General features: G+C 61.1%; 22 protein-coding genes. 12 read left to right on the plus strand and 10 right to left on the minus strand.

Annotated elements, in window-relative coordinates; genetic code table 11:
* On the plus strand, positions 1-592 hold a 592-nt coding region (locus tag ABIT12_RS16095; protein ID WP_407065635.1), incomplete at its 5' end, for a TRAP transporter substrate-binding protein.
* 1 nt (position 593) lies between these two features.
* Here ABIT12_RS16095 and ABIT12_RS16100 read toward each other — a convergent pair.
* Together ABIT12_RS16100 and ABIT12_RS16105 are read right to left on the minus strand one after the other, a co-directional pair.
* A complete protein-coding gene (locus ABIT12_RS16100) occupies positions 594-2036 on the minus strand; it encodes a TRAP transporter large permease subunit (protein ID WP_348045280.1) in 1443 nt (480 codons plus the stop codon).
* Positions 2033-2671, minus strand: a complete 639-nt coding sequence (locus ABIT12_RS16105) for a TRAP transporter small permease subunit (RefSeq protein ID WP_348045284.1) — start codon at positions 2669-2671, stop codon at positions 2033-2035. The genes ABIT12_RS16100 and ABIT12_RS16105 overlap by 4 nt, the downstream gene beginning before the upstream one ends.
* Positions 2672-2840: 169 nt before the next feature.
* On the opposite strand from ABIT12_RS16105, the gene ABIT12_RS16110 reads away from it, so the two are divergent.
* The 3 genes from ABIT12_RS16110 to ABIT12_RS16120 are packed head-to-tail and all read left to right on the plus strand — an operon-like array spanning position 2841 to position 4575.
* A complete protein-coding gene (locus ABIT12_RS16110; protein ID WP_348045287.1) occupies positions 2841-3233 on the plus strand; it encodes a hypothetical protein in 393 nt (130 codons plus the stop codon).
* Positions 3234-3262: 29 nt separating this feature from the next.
* The gene (locus ABIT12_RS16115) at positions 3263-3772 is read left to right on the plus strand and encodes a sigma-70 family RNA polymerase sigma factor (RefSeq protein WP_348045289.1); all 510 of its coding nucleotides are present in this window, start codon (positions 3263-3265) and stop codon (positions 3770-3772) included.
* Positions 3769-4575 (plus strand): anti-sigma factor, encoded by an 807-nt coding sequence (locus ABIT12_RS16120; protein WP_348045291.1) that lies wholly within the window; start codon positions 3769-3771, stop codon positions 4573-4575. The genes ABIT12_RS16115 and ABIT12_RS16120 overlap by 4 nt, the downstream gene beginning before the upstream one ends.
* 103 nt (positions 4576-4678) lie before the next feature.
* Here the strand turns inward: ABIT12_RS16120 and ABIT12_RS16125 are convergent, their stop codons facing one another.
* Positions 4679-5839 (minus strand): alpha-hydroxy acid oxidase, encoded by a 1161-nt coding sequence (locus ABIT12_RS16125; RefSeq protein WP_348045293.1) that lies wholly within the window; start codon positions 5837-5839, stop codon positions 4679-4681.
* 141 nt (positions 5840-5980) lie between these two features.
* Here ABIT12_RS16125 and ABIT12_RS16130 point away from each other — a divergent pair, with 141 nt between their 5' ends.
* Complete coding sequence (locus tag ABIT12_RS16130; RefSeq protein WP_348045295.1) at positions 5981-6895, plus strand: SMP-30/gluconolactonase/LRE family protein; 915 nt, start codon at positions 5981-5983, stop codon at positions 6893-6895.
* A gap of 16 nt (positions 6896-6911) precedes the next feature.
* On the opposite strand, the gene ABIT12_RS16135 is transcribed toward ABIT12_RS16130, so the two are convergent.
* The 4 genes from ABIT12_RS16135 to ABIT12_RS16150 form a co-directional block, all read right to left on the minus strand.
* A complete protein-coding gene (locus tag ABIT12_RS16135) occupies positions 6912-7712 on the minus strand; it encodes an ABC-2 family transporter protein (RefSeq protein ID WP_348045297.1) in 801 nt (266 codons plus the stop codon).
* Positions 7713-7715: 3 nt separating this feature from the next.
* The gene (locus tag ABIT12_RS16140; RefSeq protein ID WP_348045299.1) at positions 7716-8510 is read right to left on the minus strand and encodes an ABC-2 family transporter protein; all 795 of its coding nucleotides are present in this window, start codon (positions 8508-8510) and stop codon (positions 7716-7718) included.
* Complete coding sequence (locus tag ABIT12_RS16145; RefSeq protein WP_348045301.1) at positions 8507-9508, minus strand: ATP-binding cassette domain-containing protein; 1002 nt, start codon at positions 9506-9508, stop codon at positions 8507-8509. Before ABIT12_RS16145 ends, ABIT12_RS16140 begins: the two co-directional genes overlap by 4 nt.
* Before the next feature lie 93 nt (positions 9509-9601).
* Positions 9602-11152 (minus strand): altronate dehydratase family protein, encoded by a 1551-nt coding sequence (locus tag ABIT12_RS16150; protein ID WP_348045303.1) that lies wholly within the window; start codon positions 11150-11152, stop codon positions 9602-9604.
* Between the two features lie 133 nt (positions 11153-11285).
* Here ABIT12_RS16150 and ABIT12_RS16155 point away from each other — a divergent pair, with 133 nt between their 5' ends.
* From ABIT12_RS16155 to ABIT12_RS16165, 3 genes are all read left to right on the plus strand, one after another.
* Positions 11286-12041 (plus strand): GntR family transcriptional regulator, encoded by a 756-nt coding sequence (locus ABIT12_RS16155; RefSeq protein WP_348045305.1) that lies wholly within the window; start codon positions 11286-11288, stop codon positions 12039-12041.
* A 23-nt stretch (positions 12042-12064) separates the two neighbouring features.
* Positions 12065-12496 carry an RbsD/FucU domain-containing protein gene (locus tag ABIT12_RS16160; protein WP_348045307.1) on the plus strand — a complete coding sequence of 144 codons (432 nt, stop codon included), beginning with the start codon at positions 12065-12067 and terminating at the stop codon, positions 12494-12496.
* A 90-nt stretch (positions 12497-12586) separates the two neighbouring features.
* Entirely contained in the window at positions 12587-13438 is an 852-nt protein-coding gene (locus ABIT12_RS16165) for a fumarylacetoacetate hydrolase family protein (protein ID WP_348045309.1), read from the plus strand.
* Positions 13439-13582: 144 nt separating this feature from the next.
* Here the strand turns inward: ABIT12_RS16165 and ABIT12_RS16170 are convergent, their stop codons facing one another.
* Entirely contained in the window at positions 13583-14053 is a 471-nt protein-coding gene (locus ABIT12_RS16170; RefSeq protein WP_348045311.1) for an ATP-binding protein, read from the minus strand.
* Positions 14054-14080: 27 nt separating this feature from the next.
* On the opposite strand from ABIT12_RS16170, the gene ABIT12_RS16175 reads away from it, so the two are divergent.
* On the plus strand, positions 14081-14509 hold the full coding sequence (locus ABIT12_RS16175; protein WP_348045313.1) for an aldolase/citrate lyase family protein: 429 nt from the start codon (positions 14081-14083) through the stop codon (positions 14507-14509).
* On the opposite strand, the gene ABIT12_RS16180 is transcribed toward ABIT12_RS16175, so the two are convergent.
* Positions 14506-14901, minus strand: coding sequence for a RidA family protein (locus tag ABIT12_RS16180; protein WP_348045315.1), 396 nt, complete (start codon positions 14899-14901; stop codon positions 14506-14508). The genes ABIT12_RS16175 and ABIT12_RS16180 overlap by 4 nt on opposite strands.
* Before the next feature lie 123 nt (positions 14902-15024).
* Here ABIT12_RS16180 and ABIT12_RS16185 point away from each other — a divergent pair, with 123 nt between their 5' ends.
* From ABIT12_RS16185 to ABIT12_RS16195, 3 genes are read left to right on the plus strand one after another with little or no spacing between them, the layout of a single operon-like run.
* A complete protein-coding gene (locus tag ABIT12_RS16185; protein WP_348045317.1) occupies positions 15025-15723 on the plus strand; it encodes a DedA family protein in 699 nt (232 codons plus the stop codon).
* A 28-nt stretch (positions 15724-15751) separates the two neighbouring features.
* On the plus strand, positions 15752-16456 hold the full coding sequence (locus tag ABIT12_RS16190; RefSeq protein WP_348045319.1) for a DedA family protein: 705 nt from the start codon (positions 15752-15754) through the stop codon (positions 16454-16456).
* A 17-nt stretch (positions 16457-16473) separates the two neighbouring features.
* Positions 16474-16770, plus strand: coding sequence for a GNAT family N-acetyltransferase (locus tag ABIT12_RS16195; protein ID WP_348045321.1), 297 nt, complete (start codon positions 16474-16476; stop codon positions 16768-16770).
* A 12-nt stretch (positions 16771-16782) separates the two neighbouring features.
* Here the strand turns inward: ABIT12_RS16195 and ABIT12_RS16200 are convergent, their stop codons facing one another.
* On the minus strand, positions 16783-17820 hold the full coding sequence (locus ABIT12_RS16200; protein ID WP_348045323.1) for a DUF3298 domain-containing protein: 1038 nt from the start codon (positions 17818-17820) through the stop codon (positions 16783-16785).
* Between the last annotated feature and the right edge of the window lie 21 nt (positions 17821-17841).

The raw sequence follows: 17841 nt of genomic DNA on the forward strand, positions 1-17841 counted from the left end.
CGATCTCTCGGGCCTCAAAATGCGCATCGGCGGTTTCGCCGGCAAGGTCGTGGAGAGGCTTGGCGTTGTGCCGCAGCAGATCGCCGGCGGCGACATCTATCCGGCACTGGAAAAGGGCACCATCGACGCGGCCGAATGGGTCGGCCCCTATGACGATGAAAAGCTCGGCTTCCAGAAGGTCGCCCCCTATTACTATTATCCCGGCTGGTGGGAAGGCGGCCCGACCGTTCACGCCCTGGTCAACCAGGCTAAATGGAACGAACTGCCCCCGGCCTATCAGTCGCTGTTCAAGACTGCGGCACAGGCCACCAGCGCCGACATGCTGGCCAAGTATGACTACGTCAATCCTGCCGCCATCAAGCGGCTGGTTGGCGCCGGAGCACAATTGCGCCCGTTCAGCCAGGACATCATGGAAGCCAGCTTCAACGCCGCCAGGGACACCTATGCCGAAATGTCGGCCAAGAACCCCGACTTCAAGAAGGTCTGGGATTCGATCACCGCCTTCCGCAAGGAACACTACCTCTGGGAACAGGTGGCGGAGTACAATTTCGACAACTTCATGATGACCCAGCAGCGCGCCGGCGCGCTGTAATTCATTTAAAACTCGGCGGCGCGCTCATGTCGAAGACCGGCGGGGGCGTGCCGCCAGTGCCTTGTTGCGGCAACACGATCTGGATGCTGTCCAGATCAACCTTGGGTCCGTCGCTGAGGAATGCCGTCACCATCTGCGGAAAGGCGATCAGCAAGGCCACGAGGATCAGCTGCAGCACCAGCCAGGGAATGGCGCCCAGATAAATATCACGGGTTTTCACCGTCTCGCGCGGCGCAATCCCGCGCAGGTAAAACAGCGCAAAGCCGAATGGCGGATGCATGAAACTGGTCTGCATGTTGGCGCAGATCATCACCCCGAACCAGATCAGGTTGATATCGAGCGCCTGCGCCACCGGCGCCACCAGCGGAATGACGATGAAGGCGATCTCGAAAAAATCCAGAAAGAACGCCAAAACGAAGACGAAGACATTGACCACGATGAGAAAGCCAACCACCCCACCCGGCAAGTTGGCCAGCATCCCCTCGATCCAGTGCCCGCCGCCGACGCCCTGAAACACCAGGCTGAACACGCGCGACCCGAGCAGGATGAACACCACCATGGCGGTTAGCCGCATCGTGGCTTCCATGCCCTCCCAGATCAGCCGCCGGCTCAGGCGCCCATTGATCCAGGCCAGCAGCATCGAGCCGACCACGCCCATGGCGCCCGCCTCGGTTGGCGTCGCCAGCCCCAGAAAGATCGTACCCAGAACGATAAAAATCAGCGCCAGCGACGGGATAATCCCGCGCATCACCCTGGCCGCCAGCGGCCAGCCCCGCAGCGTCCGCGCTTCGGGTGGCAGCGCCGGCACATCCTGGGGCCGGATGATCGACAGCAGCAGCACCCAGCCGGCAAACAGCAGCACCTGCACGATCGAAGCCCCGGTCGCCCCGATATACATATCGCCCGGCGACACATTGAGCTGCGCCGCCAGAACGATCAGCACCAGCGATGGCGGGATCAGTTGGGTAATGGTGCCCGAAGCAGCAATCACCCCGGTGGCATGGCGCACATCATAGCCGTAGCGCATCATGATCGGCAGCGAGATCAGCCCCATGGCGATCACCGAGGCAGCCACCGTGCCGGTAATGGCGCCCAGCACCGCACCGACCAAAATCACCGCATAGCTCAACCCTCCGCGCACCCCGCCGAACAATTGCCCGAACCCTTCGAGCAGGTCCTCGGCCAGTCCGCTCTTTTCCAGGATCACCCCCATGAAGGTGAAAAACGGGATCGCCAGCAGCAACTCGTTGGAAAGCACGCCAAACAATTGATAGGTCAGATTGCCAAAGAACTGCGGCGGGATCAGCCCGAGTTGGACGGCGCCCAGCCCGAAGAACAGCCCGACCGCCGCCAGCGAAAACGCCGCCGGATAGCCGATCACCATGAACAGCACCAGGCCGCCAAACATCAGCGGCGCCATGTTGGCGGCAATGAACTCCATCATTGCAGCGGCTTTTCGTAGGCGAACTCACGCACATAATCAGTGGTGAGCGCGGCGATACATTTGATGATTTCAGCAATGCCCTGCAGGCCAAGCAAGGCGAACCCCAGCGGGATCATCAGTCGCGCCGGCCAGCGCACCAGCCCGCCCGCATTGAGCGAGCCCTCGCCGTTCATAAAAGACTGCCAGAACCATGGCCAGGTGAAATAGACCATCAATACGCACAACGGCAGCAGGAAGAACAACCCGCCCAGCAGGTCGATCCAGGTCCGGGCCTTTTCGCTGATCGCGCCATAAACCAGATCGACGCGCACATGCTCGTTGATCTTGAACGCCCATGCTCCGCCCAGCATCACCATGCCGGCAAACATGTACCAGACCGCCTCCGACAGCGCGTTGGAATTGCGCCCATAGACCCCGAGCAGCCAGCCAAAGACCTGCCAGCCATAGGAGCGTTCGAGCCACAACATCGCCCCGGTCGAGTAGCGGAACAGCGCATTGATGGCGCTGATCATCGAGGAAAACAGCACCAGCCAGGTGGCCACGATGCCAAACACCCGGCTGATCCGATCAATGCCACGCGGCAGGCTCAAAGCCAGCGCCATGATGCCGCCCGCCGGGCTGTCCCTCTCCGACACCGCGACCCTCCCTTGCCGTTTCGTCGGCCAACTCTTGGCATGGTCCGCCCGATTTGCAAATCACTCCGGCGCCCAGAAAAATTTTGCAATCGCGGGATTAAACCGCGCCGGCCGGTGTTGATCATTGTGCAAGGGCCAAAACGCCCTGCCCAACACGGAGGGATTACCCATGTTTTCTCGCACTCTGCTCGCTGGCGCCGCTGCGCTCGCTCTGTTCTCTGCCCCCGCTTTTGCCGAGGACTATCTCGGCGGCGCCGTCAAATCCGTCGATATCGGCGGCAAGGAAGTGCTGACCGGCGCGAACGCCATGACGCTCTACATCTTCGACAAGGACGCGCCGGGCGTCACCAATTGCTATGACGACTGCGCTGTACACTGGCCGCCGCTGATGGCCGATGCCACGTCCAAGCCGGAAGGCGATTTCACCATCGTTGATCGCACCGACGGCTCCAAGATGTGGGCCTACAAGGGCTGGCCGCTGTATTACTGGTTCAAGGACACCAAGGCCGGCGATATCACCGGCGACGGCGTTGGCGGCGTATGGCATCTTGCCCTCGATTGAAACTGATTGTGCGTTAAGGGCATAACCTCTTGAGCGATTTCCTCGACCAGGTCGAAGCGGCGGTTCCCGCGCTGCGCAGATATGCGCGTGCGCTGACCCGCAATGTCGATCTGGCCGATGATCTCGTGCAGGATTGCCTTGAACGCGCCATTTCCCGGCGCGGACTGTTCCGGCCCTCCGGCCCGGTCCGCGCCTGGTTGTTCACCATCCTGCTCAACCTGTTCCGCAATTCAGTGCGGGCGGATAAACGCCGCGGCCAGACAGTCGATATCGACAGCATGGTCATCGAACCCTCGACCCCGGCCCCGCAGCCGGGCCATATCGCGCTGGCCGAAATGGCCCGCGCCATCGAAACCCTGCCGCTCGACCAGAAGGAGGCGCTGCTCTTGATCGTACTCGAAGGCGTTTCCTACGCCGAAGCCGCCACGATGCTCGGCATTCCCCAAGGCACGCTGATGTCACGTCTCGGCCGCGCCCGCGCTGCCCTGCGCACTTTGACCGGCATGCCAGCCGAACCGCATCTGAGGACGGTCAAATGAGCTTGCCCGTAACCCACAACGTGCTGATGGCCTACGCCGATGGGCGATTGCCCCCCGAGCAGATCGCGGCCGTCGAAGCCCATCTCGCTGCCAATCCCGATGCCGCCGCAGAAGTTGCGCTCTGGCAGCGCCAGCGCGATGCCATCACCACGCTATTCGCCCCGGTCGCCGCTGAACCCGTGCCGGCGCGCCTGCGCGCCGCACGCATTGCCGCCGAACAAAACCGCCGCTCCGGCATGAATTTTCGTTGGGCCGCTGCCGCCGTGGTGCTGGTCGGCCTGGGCATCGGCGCCGGCTGGTTCGTTCGCCCGCTGATCGACCGCGCCCCCAGCGCCAGCGACATCCTGATCGCCAGCGCTGTCAACGCCCACACAGTGTTTGTCGGCGAAAAGCGCCACGCCGTCGAAGTCTGGGCCAAGGAACAGGACCATCTGGTGTCCTGGCTCTCCGCCCGCCTCGATACCAAGATCGGCACGCCGGACCTCGCCCCCGAAGGCTTCCAGCTCGTCGGCGGACGCCTGTTGCCCGGCGATCCCAAAACCGGCCGCGCTGCCCAGCTAATGTACGAGAACGCCGCTGCCGAGCGCGTCACCATCTACATCACCGACGCCCTGCCCGACCATGCCTCGGCCTACCAGTTCGCGGCCATCAACCAGACCGACGCCTTTTACTGGGCCAATGCCTTCATCACCTGCACGGTGGTCGGCTCGCTGCCGGACGAACAGATGAAGACGGTGTCGCAGTCCATCTACAGACAGTTGACCGCTCTCGATGAGGGTGAGACGCCGACCTATCACGGCTGACTGCCTGCGGCAGCATTATTACGCCGCGCCATCAAATTGTTACCCAAATGTCATCTGAAGGATAACCCGCAGCTAACGATTTAGACCAAGACGCTAACGTGTGCTACTGCACCAGCCCGTTACTATAAATATTCTTCCCGTCGATATTCAAAATATCCCGCTCGCCCATCAGGGCCATGGTGACATCCATTTCCTTGCGGATAATGTCGAGTGCGCGGGTCACGCCGGCCTCGCCCCCAGCGCCCAGACCGTAGAGCATTGGCCGGCCGATGAAGGTGCCCTTGGCGCCCAGCGCCAGTGCCTTGATCACGTCCTGTCCGCTGCGGATGCCGCCATCCATGAACACTTCGGTTTTGCTGCCGACCGCATCGACGATTTCCGGCAGCACCCTGATGCTCGAGGGCGCCCCATCCAGCTGCCGCCCGCCATGGTTGGAGACGATCACCGCATCGGCGCCATGATCGATCGCCAGTTGCGCGTCGCGCGGATCGAGCACGCCCTTGACGATCACCTTGCCGCCGAACCGTTGCTTGACCCAGGCGACGTCGGTCCAGTTCAGCGTCGGATCGAACTGCGAGGCCGTCCACACCGCGAGCGAACTCAGATCGTGTCCGCCCTCCACGTGGCCCACGATATTGCGGAAGGTGTGCCGCTTGGTGCCCAGCATTTCGAGGCACCACTGCGGATGCTGCATCATCTGCCAGAGGCTCTTGGCGTTGAATTTCGGTGGCGTCGACAAGCCGTTGCGAATGTCCTTGTGCCGTTGCCCCAGGATCTGCAGATCCATGGTCAGCACCAGCGCCGAGCAGTTCGCCGCCTTGGCCCGGTCGATCAGCCGCTCGATAAAGCCGCGATCGCGCATCACATACAGCTGGAACCAGAACGGCGCGGTGGTATTCTCGGCAATGTCTTCGATCGAGCAGACGCTCATGGTCGAGAGCGTAAATGGAATGCCGAATTTTTCTGCCGCCTTGGCGGCCTTGATCTCGCCATCGGCCACCTGCATGCCGCCGGTCGCCGCCGGGGCAATCGCCACCGGCATGGTGATCGCCTTGCCCAGCATTTCAGTGCTGAGATTGCGCCCTTCAAGGTTCACCGCCACGCGCTGGCGCAGCTTGATGCTGGCGAAATCCTCTTCATTGGCCCGATAGGTGCTTTCGGTATAGCTGCCTGAATCCGCATACTCAAAAAACATCTTGGGTACCCGGCGCCTGGCGCGGCGCTTCAGGTCGTCGATGGTCAGCATGTTGTCGAGCGCGGCCATGATGTCGGTTCCGAAAGGGGCAATATCCTTGGTCTAGTCACTAACATGTTAGTCGTCAATGTGACCTGTGCATTGCACCGTTGCGGCACCTTGCCCCGGCCCGCCAATTGCTGTTGGATCGCCCCATTACCGAGGACCCTGATGACTCACCCCGCCCATTACGAATTCGTCGATCCATCCTTCCGCGACCTGACCGGGCCCGATGCGCCATTGGTGAAAATCTTTGACCAGTGCATCTGGAGCGAAGGCCCGGTGTGGTTCGCCGATGGCGGCTATCTGCTGTGGAGCGATATTCCCAACAATCGTATGCTGCGCTTCGTACCCGATCATGGCGTCTCCACCTTCCGCAGCCCGTCCAATTTCATCAACGGCAATACCCGCGACCTGCAGGGCCGGCTGGTGTCCTGCTCGCATGGCGCCCGCGCCGTGCTGCGCACCGAATATGACGGCACCATCACCACCCTGGCCGACCGCTACGATGGCAAGCGGCTCAATTCCCCCAATGACGTGGTGGTCAAGTCCGATGGTACCATCTGGTTCACCGACCCCAGCTATGGCATCGATTCAAATCATGAAGGCTACAAGTCCGACAGCGAGCAGACCGGCTGCCACGTCTATCGTTTCGATCCCGCTGATGGCTCGCTGGTCATCGTCGCCGATGATTTCGAAAAGCCCAATGGCCTGGCCTTCTCGCCCGATGAATCCACGCTCTATGTATCCGACACCGGCCGGACCCACCGTCCCGGCTATCCCGCCCACATCCGCATGTTCGACCTTGCTGCCGACAATACGCTGGCTAACCCGCGGGTGTTCATTGATGCCGATAGCGGCCTTCCCGATGGCTTCCGGCTCGACACCATGGGCAATATCTGGACCAGCGCCGGCCCCAATGTGAACGTCTATAATCCCGCCGGCGCGCTGCTGGGCCGCATCATCCTGGGTACCAGTACCTCAAACGTCACCTTCGGCGGACCAAACCGCAGCCGGTTGTTCATCACCTCGAGCCAGTTCGTCTACTCGCTGGATGTCGCAGCCACCGGTTTGCAAAGGCCATGACGCCGGGCGGCGAGCCTTAACCGCCGGCGCCCTGATATTTCGAAATCGCAAAGCGCCAGTGCGCCATCGCCAACAGGACCAGCACCGGACCGGCCAGCAGCGATAGCGGGCCGCCCCAGCTTCCCAGCACCGCGATGTCCTTGCCGATCAGGTAGGCCATCGGCACATAGCTGGCAAAGCCCAGTGGCACGATGGTCAGCAGGGTCCATTGCAGCACCGCCGGGAAGATATTGAGCGGATAGCGCGACAGCTCCCAGACCCCGAAAAAGATCGTGTAGAGGTGGCTCGACTGCACCACGATAAAGGCGGTTGCGCCGATCATGGTGATGATCGCCGCATTGACCATTGCCGCACTGATTGTTGCAGCGACCAAATAGGCCACGGTGCCGAAATTCCAGTCGACCCCGACCTGTGTCAGCGCCCAGGCCATCAGCCCCGCCGCCAGCGCGATATGCCCGGCATAACCGATATTGAGCCCGGAAAACACCAGGTAGGCCCAGGGGCTGAACGGCTTGACCAGCAGCGTATCGAAGGTCCCCAGCCGCACCTTTTCCTCGATATCGCGCAATTGCACGAAGCTGGTCGCCGCGCCCAGCGAATAGGTCAGCAACTGAAAACTGAACAGCAGCGCCAGTTGCGGCCAGGACCAGCCGCCCAGCGTGTCGAACCGCAGCAGCATCACCCAGAGCGAGGTAAAGCCGCAGGCATAGGAGAAAAACTGCGCCCCGATCGCCAACAGGAATGCGCTGCGATATTCCATCCGCGATTTGACATAGAGATGGACCAGAAACGGAATGACCCGGAACGCCTGCTGCATCGGTCAGCCCCCCTGCACGGTAATGCGCGTCGCCGCGGCCCGCCACAGCAGGGCCACCCCGCCAGCCATCAGCCCGGCCCATCCCAGCCCCAGCGTAAAATAGAACCAGGTCTCGCTCACGGTGGTCTTGCCAAGATACACTGCGATCGGGTGATAGCCGATCCATGCCGATGGCAGCAGCTTGATCAAGCCCTGCGCCGCATCGGGAAAGAACCACAGCGGAATGGCGCTGCCCGACAGCAGCGACAGAATGCCCTGCAGGGTCCATTCCAGCGAAAATGCCGTCATCAGCCAGAAGGCCAGAAGCCCACACAGCGCCGCCATCAGAAACATCAGCACGAACGACAGAGCAAAGAATGCCAGAAACATCAGGCCGTGAAACAGGCTGGCCGGTGGCAGCACGCCATAGGTCAGCGTTGCCACGATAATCACCGGCACGGCTATGGCGGCAATGCGGTACGTCAGGTTCCCGCATTCGGTGGCAAACAGATACAGCGGAAAACGCAACGGCTTCAGCAGATAGATCGCCACATCGCCGCTGGTGACCGAATTGCCCAGCGTGTAGATCAGCTTGCGCCAGTCCCACGCCGTGATCAGCGTGCTGCCAATCACCGCATAGGTGATCATTTCGGGCAGTGTCACCCCGTTGACGCTGCCAGCATCCTTGTAAACCGCCATCCAGATGGCGATCCAGGCAAACACCTGGATCAACCGACCGAACCAGGCGGCCCACACCTGCCCGCGATAGGCCAATTGCGTCTGAAGCGCGCTCTGCGCAAAGGCCAGATATTTGCTCATGCTGGCTGCGCCAAGGCGTTCCGCCCCTGATAAAAGCTGCGGATCACCTCTTCGATATTAGGCTCATCCAGTTTGATATCCTTGAGCCCGCGGCCGTTGCCCACTTCGCTCAGCACATCGATCAGCGACACCTCTTCGCGCTCCAGCGCAAAGTGCTTGATCGGGCCTTCGTCGGCCACCAGCCGAGCCGTGGTCAGCTCCAGCACCCCCGGATCGCTGGCAAATTCCAGCGTCAGCCGCCGGCTCGATCCCAGCGTTGCCCGCAGCTTGCGCAGCTCTCCGTCAAAGATCAGCCTGGCGTGATCGACCATGATCAGGCGCGGACAGATCTGCTCGATATCCTGCAGGTCATGGGTGGTCAGGATGATGGTCACGCCGCGCTCGCGGTTGACCTCGGCCAGAAACCGGCGCACCGCATCCTTGGCCACCACGTCCAGCCCGATCGTCGGCTCGTCCAGAAACAGGATTTTCGGATCATGCAGCAGCGCCATGACGATTTCGGCGCGCATGCGCTGGCCCAGGCTGAGCTGGCGCACCGCCCGATCAAGGAACGGCCCCAGATCCAGCAGGGCGCTGAGGTGTTTCAGGTTTTCCGCATAGCGCGCATCGGCAATGTCGTAGATGCGCCGGTGCAGCTCGAACGAGTCTTGCACCGGCAGGTCCCACCACAATTGGCTGCGCTGGCCGAACACCACGCCAATATCGCGCGCATTATCCTGCCGCTGCAGATGCGGGGTCCGCCCCAGCACCTGCACCGTCCCGGTGCTGGGCACCAGAATACCGGTCATCATCTTGATCATCGTCGATTTGCCGGCGCCGTTCGGCCCCAGATAACCCACCGCCTCGGCGGTCGCGATATCGAAGCTGACATCGTTGACCGCAGTCATCTCGGTATATTGCCGCGTCACCAGAGAGCGCAGCGAGCCAACCAATCCGGGAAAACGTTTAGGCTGGCGAAACCGTTTGGTCACGCCCCGCGCCGCGATAACTGTTGTCATAAATCACCCCTCAGGTGCGGGGTGACGCTACACGATTCTGTTGGCGGGGGAACCGGCCCGGACGCCGGTTCCGGGTTGCTGCTTTGCGGAGACCTACATCACCGCGCCAACCTGCCATGGCACGAACTCGTTATCGCCATAGCCCAGGTCTTCCGACTTGGTGTGTTCGCCCGAGGCGACCTTGAGGATCAAATCGAAAATTTGGCGGCCCTTGTCCTCGATCGACACGCCTTCGACGATATCGCCGCAGTTGATGTCCATGTCGCCCTGCATGCGGTTGTACATGTCCGAATTGGTGGCGAGCTTGATCGAGGGCACGGGCTTGCAGCCATAGGCCGAACCGCGCCCGGTGGTGAAGCACAGGATATTGGCGCCGCCTGCGACCTGCCCGGTTGCCGAAACCGGATCAAAGCCCGGCGTGTCCATGAATACGAAGCCCTTTTCCTTGACCTTCTCGGCATATTCATAAACCGCCGTCAGCGGCGTCGTACCGCCCTTGGCCGTGGCGCCCAGCGATTTTTCCAGGATCGTCGTCAGCCCACCCAGCTTGTTGCCCGGCGAGGGATTGTTGTTCATCTCGCCGTGATTGCGCTTGGTATAGTCTTCCCACCAGTGGATGCGCGAAATCAGCTTTTCGCCCACTTCGCGGTTGACGGCGCGGCGGGTCAATAGGTGTTCGGCGCCGTAGATTTCCGGCGTTTCACTCAGGATCGCCGTGCCGCCATTGCGCACCAGAATATCGGCCGCATAACCCAAAGCCGGATTGGCGGTGATGCCCGAATAGCCGTCCGAGCCGCCGCATTGCAGCGCCAGCGTCAGTTCCGACGCATCGACGGTTTCCCGGCGGGCGCGTCCGGCAACCGGCAGCATTTCCTTCATCCGCTCGATGCCCCATTCGATGATCTTCTTGGTGCCACCGCTTTCCTGGATGGTCATGGTCTGGAAGTGGTCGCTTTCCTTGATGCCGTACATTTCCTTCATCCGGCCGATCTGGAACACTTCGCAGCCCAGCCCCACCAGCATCGCCGCGCCCAGGTTGGGATTGGACGAATAACCCCACTGGGTCCGCTTCAGGATATCGAAACCCTCGCCCCGGCTTTCCATGCCGCAGCCGGTGCCGTGTACGAACGGCACAACGCCGTCGATCTCCGGATAGTCATCCAGAATACCGGAGCGATTGATCCCTTCGGCGATGAACTTGGCCACGGTGGCCGAACAGTTCACCGAGGTCAGGATGCCCACATAATTGCGCGTGCCCACCGAGCCGTTCGGGCGGCGATACCCCTCGAACGTCGCCCGCTGCCCCAGCGGGATCATTTCGGGCGCAATGGCGCCTTCGGAAAACGCATAATCGTGCTTGAGCGTGCCATCGGCGCCGCCCATGCCGCAATTGTGCTCATGCACCCAATCGCCCGCCGCGATGTCCTGCTTCGCAAAACCGATGATCTGCCCGAACTTGATGATCGCCTCACCCGAATGCACCAGGCGCAAAGTGAACTTATGGCCCTTGGGCACCCGCTTGGCGGTGATCGTACCCTGCGGCGTACTGGTGCCGGCATCAAGATTGGCCAGTGCCACCGCGATATTGTCATCGGGGTGCAGCACCAGGGTTTTGGTTTCGGGACGGATCATCGTTTCAGACATGGGTGTTGCTTTCGAAGGGCGCTGCGGGCAATAGCTTTGTACTGGGTCCGATGATGGGGTGGTGCCGGTCTCCCAGCGGCATAACCCGATCAATTCGGTTGTAAAGCTCTTGTGGTCTTACTAACATGTTAGCATGAGAACGGAAGCAAGTCCTTATCATTTTCTGGTGCGCCCAACCGCTTTGTCGCGCGGCAGCGTCACTGTCGACGTGACTAATGCGCTGCGCCAGGCCATCGTCACGCTGGACATGCCGCCCGGCTCCGCCATCGACAAGGGTGCCATCTGCGAGCAGATGGGCGTGTCGCGTTTTCCGGTCAGCGAAGCGCTGGCCAGGCTGCAGGCCGACGGGCTGGTGGACATTGCCCCGCAGCGCGGCTCCACCGTGTCGCTGGTGCGCATTGCCGACGTGCGCGAATACATGCTGATCCGCAAGGCGCTGGAAAGCGAAGCGTTGCGCGTGCTGATCGGCAATCACGATGCCACTCTGATCGAGGCGCTGCACGCCAATATGGCCCAGCAGCGCGAGGCCGCCAGTCGCGACGACAGCGAAACCTTCCATCAGATCGATATCGATTTTCACGACATCATCTTCCGCTCGATGCGCTTCACCAAGATCAAGAACATCATCGACGGCGCCCGTGCTAATCTGGATCGTGCCCGCCGCCTGATCATCACCCCGCGGCGCCTGGCCCTCACCATTGCCGAACACCAGGCAATTTTTGATGGCATTCTGGCGCGCGACAATCCGCAGGCAACCAAAGCCATCCGCGCCCATATCGATGCGGTGATGGTGGAACTGTTCGCCTTCGCCCGCGAAACCCCCGGCCTGTTCGCCGATGGGGAAAGCCTCGGCAAAGCCGGGGAAACCGATAGTTTTCCGTTCGGGTAGGACCCGACACTCTGGAGGAATTTATGCTCAAGTCGATACCGCCCATTTTGGGACCGGACCTGCTCTACATTCTGCGCGCCATGGGCCATGGCGACGAAATCGCCATTGTCGACGCCAACTATCCCGGCGACAGCGCCGGGCCGGAACTGGTCCGCGCCGATGGCAATTCCGCCACCGAAATCCTCGATGCCGTGCTGACGCTGATGCCGCTCGACAGCTTTGTCGATGAACAGGCGATCTGCATGCAGGTGATGGGCGACGCCAACCAGCGCCTGCCGGTGATGGATGAGTTCTCGGCGCTGATCGTCAAGCACGAACCGGAAATGAAGCTGTCCTCGATGGAGCGCTTTGCTTTCTATGATCGCGTCAAGGGCGCCTATGCCATCATCCAGACCGGCGAGCGCCGGCTTTACGGCAATATCCTGCTGAAAAAGGGCATCATCCGCCCCGAATAGCGCCAGACCGAACGGTTTGACTACGTTCCGACCTCGACAAACTAACATGTTAGTGGCTAAGGCATCAGCAAAGCCAAGGGATTTGACATAATGAAACTGCTTCGCGTTGGCGCCAAGGGCGCAGAAAAGCCTGCCATTCTCGATCAGCATGGCGTCATTCGTGACCTCACCGGCGTCGTCGGCGACATCGCCGGCGCCACCCTGACCCCCGAAGGTCTGGCCAAGATCCGCGCCACCGACATCGGCGTGCTCCCGATCCTGGACGCCGGCAGCCGCATCGGCCCCTGCGTCGGCCAGGTCGGCAAGTTCATCTGCGTCGGCCTCAATTATGCCGACCACGCTGCCGAAAGCGGCATGGCCGTGCCGCCAGAGCCAGTGCTGTTCATGAAGGCCACCAGCGCCATCATCGGCCCCAATGACGATGTGATCATCCCCAAGAACGCGCTCAAGCCCGATTGGGAAGTCGAACTCGGCGTCGTCATCGGCAAGGAAGCCCGCTACGTCGACGAAGCCGACGCCATGGATCACGTCGCCGGCTATTGCGTAGTCAATGATCTCAGCGAACGCCATTTCCAGCAGGAACGTTCCGGCCAGTGGACCAAGGGCAAGTCGTCCGACACTTTCGGCCCCATCGGCCCGTGGCTGGTGACAGCCGATGAAGTCGCCGATCCGCAGAACCTCTCGATGTTCCTAGAAGTCGATGGCCACCGCTACCAGAACGGCTCTACCGCCACCATGGTCTATGGCGTGCGCCATCTGGTCCATTACATCTCCCAGTTCATGAGCCTGCAGCCCGGCGACATCATCTCCACCGGCACGCCTCCCGGCGTCGGCCAAGGCATCAAGCCAAACCCGGTCTGGCTCAAGCCCGGCAACGTCATGCGCCTCGGCATAGAGGGCCTGGGCGAACAGCGCCAGAACACCAAGGCGTATTCGGCGTAGGCGCACATCACCGACTGGCACAAGATAAGTCCTCCCCCTTGTGGGGAGGGCTAGGTTGGGGGTTGATCGGGCGGCCTCCGCGCGTATTCGATCGTTGAGCTAACTCCGTTGGAATCCAACAATGGTCATCTGGACCCAACGACCCTAGTCGGCGTTCAACGAGAGCTCTTGTGCATCGGGCGCCTGAAAACGCGACAAATACTCATCCATCATCGCCGGAGGAATAAAAGTTACTTCTTCTGCGGCGTGCTTGTTGCGTTGATCTAGGCGCTCCAGCAGTTCCTTGAACGAAACGTCGAGAAAGTGGATTTTCGTATCTGCGCCCAAGGCGGCGGCACGTTGCCTGAACTCGTCGCGCTCGGTTTTCGACCACAAGCCGAAATCAAGAATTACATCAAGCCCGCGGGCCAAGGCAGTGGCCGCCACTCTCCACTGGAGCAGCTCTATTTTGTCGTGTCTCGCGTCGTGTTCAGGGTGACTTGCGTCCTGGCCGAATAACAGTCTGTGCCACTCGTCAGGCGTAAGTCTCAACGCGCCCAGTTCGATTTCCAAACTCTTTGAGAGTGTGGTTTTTCCGGAGCAGGGCAGCCCTACCATCAAATGCAATGTGGTCATTAGCTTCCCTACGGCAGCACCCATACTGTGTACTATTTCTGGGCCGGACTGAACGTCCTTTTTGGCTCATTTGAGACAGCCAACGACACCAATGTCATCCTGGCCATGATCGAATCTGCCGCAGGCCTCGCCGCGCTCGACGACATCCTCGATGCGCCCGGCATTGACGGCGTCTTCGTCGGCCCCTTCGATCTGTCGATTGCCCTCACCGGCTCGATCCAGCCCACCCACGCCGCCGTTGGCGTGGCGCTCGACAAGGTGCTGGCCGCCTGCCGCACCCGCAACAAGATCGCCACCGTCATGGGCGCTACCGGCCAACGCGCCAGCGAGCTGTTGGCCATGGGGTTTGATCTTGTCGCCATCGGCCCTGACCACGCCCATCTGCGTGATGGCGCCAGAGCAGCGTTGGAAACGGCGCGCGGCGGATCAGCCGCCATCACCAGGTCCGGCTACTAGGGCCGCCGCGCCACCAGATCGATTTCCACCAGCGCGCCCACCGCCAGCGCCGTCACCCCGATCGTCGTCCGCCCTGGCAGTTTGCCCGGCTCGAAATACGTCTTGTAGGTCTCGTTCAGCACCGCATAGTCGCGCTCGAACTGGGTCAGGTAAATCCGCGCGAAGGTGATATTTTCCAGCCCCAGCCCAATCCCGGCCAGCACCAGCTTCAAATTCTCCATCACCCGCTTTGTCTGCGCCGCGATGCCGTCCGGCAGTGGCGCATCGGGCGCCGCTGGATGGGTCGGCATCTGCCCGGTGACGAACACCCAGCCATCGGCCTCCACCGCATGGGAAAACGGCGCCACCGGTCGTGGCCCCGATGCAATCATGTGGTGAATAGGCAGCGACATAGTGACGACCTCCCCCGGCGACCCTTGCCAGCGCCGTGATGCTACAGCAATGTGCGCCCATGGGTGAAGCACCGGCGCATGCCGTCAATAACCCGGATCGGCTCATCAGGGGAACCACCGGGCATGGATTTTCTACACTCAATCACCGACCTGATCAGCAACATCATGCTGTCGGTTTCGAGCAATTATTGGCTGTTCGTCTTTCTGGTCTTTCTGGTCTGCGTCGGCGAGGCAGTGTTCATCGTTGGCCTGCTGGTCCCGTCGCTCCCCATCCTGCTGCTGGTCGGCGGCCTGATCGCCACGCAAAATCTTAATTTCTGGCCGATCTTCTTTGCGGCCTCGCTGGGCGGCGTCGTCGGCGACGCCATCAGCTACTGGATTGGCTTCCTGCTCAAGGATCGCATCAAGACGATGTGGCCGTTCACCAATTATCTACCGCTGATTGCGCGTGGTGAAGTGTTCTTCACCCGGCACGGCGGCAAGGCGATCTTCATCGGCCGCTTCATCACCGGCCTCAAGGCCGTGGTGCCGGGCATTGCCGGCATGCTGGGCATGCGCTGGAGCTATTTCACCCTGATCAACGTCATTTCCGCCTTCATCTGGGCCGCCTCGCACATCCTGCCGGGCATGTACCTGACCCAGTGGCTCAAATCGATGGGACTTAGCCTGGAACTGGTGATCCTGTTTGGCGCTGTGATCCTCGCCGCCGTGTTCGCGCTCATTCACTACCATCGCCGCATCCTTTTGGCGCTGGCGCCCTATCTTGGTGGTTTCGGTCGCTCCATTGAAAGCCGTTGGCGCAAGCCCGATATCCCGCACTGATGCCTGAGCGGACAGTGAGATTGCGCCGATGTTTGATATTTTCCACGCGATCTCGGATTATCTCTCGGCCATTCTTGATGCCATTTCCGGCAATTTCTGGCTGACCTTCATCTTCATCTTCTGTGTCGCCATTGCCGAGGCAGTGTTCGTCCTGGGCATTTTCGTGCCCTCGACGCCAATCCTGCTGCTCGTCGGCGGGATCATTGCCGAAGGCCGCCTGCCCTTCTGGGAAGTCTATTTTGCCGCAGTTATAGGCGCCATCATCGGCGATGCCATTTCCTATGGCATTGGCCATTTGCTGCGCGACAGCATCAAGGAAGTCTGGCCGTTCAAGCACCATCAGGACCTGATCGAAAAGGGCCAGGTGTTCTTTGCGCAGCATGGCGGCAAGTCGGTGTTCATCGGCCGCTTCATTCCGGGCGTCAAAGCCGTGATCCCCGGTGTCGCCGGCATCGTGGGCATGGACTATCGCTATTTTTCGCTGATCAACATTTCCTCGGCCTTCGTCTGGGCTGCCACCCATATTCTGCCGGGCATGCTGCTGGCTGCGTGGCTGAAATCCATCGGCCTGTCGCTGGAGCTGGTCATCCTGGTGGGCACCCTGGTCCTGGGTGCCCTATTCCTGCTGATCCACTACCATCGCACCATCCTGCTGGCGGTCGCGCCCTTTCTCGGCGGTCTCGGCCGCGCCATTGAAAGCCGCTGGCGCAAGCCCGATATTCCCCACCGATGACGCAGAGGATTGTCGGCATGAGCCAAACTTACACCGTGCAGCGGCAGGACCAGAACGGCCATGGCCGTTACATGGTCGATCTCGGCGACGGCTTTGAGGCCGAAATGACCTATCGCAAGGTGGCCGACAAAGTCATCGCCATCGACCATACCGGCGTGCCGCCCGAATTCGGCGGCCGCGGCATTGCCGCCCAATTAGTCAACGCCGCTATCAGCGATGCCCGCAGCGACGGCTTCAAGATCGTGCCGCTCTGCTCCTATGTGGTGGCCCAGTTCAAGCGCCACCCCGAATGGGCCGACCTGCGGGCGCAGTAGCGCCCGCCAGCCTCAGTAGCCATACACCACGCTGTTATAGTCGTCGGTCAGCAGATCGGTCAGGTCATCCCATGACACCGTGACCACCGGCGCGCCCATCGCATAGGCGGTGACTTCATATTGCTCGAACTGGATTTCCAGTCCGGTCTCGCCAAAGCTCCAGCGGTAGGGATCGATCACCAGATCGGCCAGGGTGCTGGGATCATCGAGCATCAGGTTATCGCCGAGTTGCGCCCTGACCTGCTTGACCGCCAGATCGAGCAGCTTCTTCTTCCATGCCGTTCCCTTGAAAATGTCCGAGGCTTCCATCGGCCGGTTCTTGCTGATCAGGAAGTGGTAATTGCCCAGATCGGTGCCGCCATGGGCCGCGCCATGGCCAAAATAATAGTTCATGACCTTGAGGCTGATCCGCGCCGGGGTGACCTCGTTGACATTGATCCGCACGCTGGTGTCGCTCGTCGCATCCAGCCCGTCCGGCGTACTGGCCGGAGCAAACAGCGCCAGCTGATCCTTGGCCTTGTCCAGAATAAAGGCATTGAACGCCATGGCGGTGTCGTCGTCGCCATCGATCAGCGGCGCCGAGCCGTCGTAATTGGCCAGCTTGGTATAGGCTTCGGGATTATCGACCTGGTCCGGATCAACCAGCGCAGCATATTTGCTGGTCAGGTAAAACCGGAACCCGCCAAGCATCCGGCTGTCTTCCAGCGTCTTGATCCGATTGTCGATCAGGGTGCCAAGGCAAGCCTTCTGGTCGTCGGTGTACTCGCCACTGGTCAAGGGCTTGCCATCATCGGTGCAGTCGCCGTCGACATAAGCCAGCCAGTCGGCCTCATCGTTGCGCATCTTGTTGGTCGCCGCCTTGCTCAGCCCACCGATCGCCGTGGCAAACGCCTTGGCCAGCACGTCGTCCTTGTGGGAAAGCTCGGGCGTATCGCAGATTGCGTGTTCGGTCGGCGTCGCGGCCTTGTTGCAATCAAAGCTGGCGGCAAAGGCCGGCTGGCAGGCGGTCGCCACCAGCAGTAAAATCAGGGACAGGATCAGTTTGCGCATCGTCGGCCTCCCGGCAAATCT

It is taken from the genome of Devosia sp., from assembly GCF_039927955.1.
In the GTDB taxonomy this organism is placed as follows: domain Bacteria; phylum Pseudomonadota; class Alphaproteobacteria; order Rhizobiales; family Devosiaceae; genus Devosia.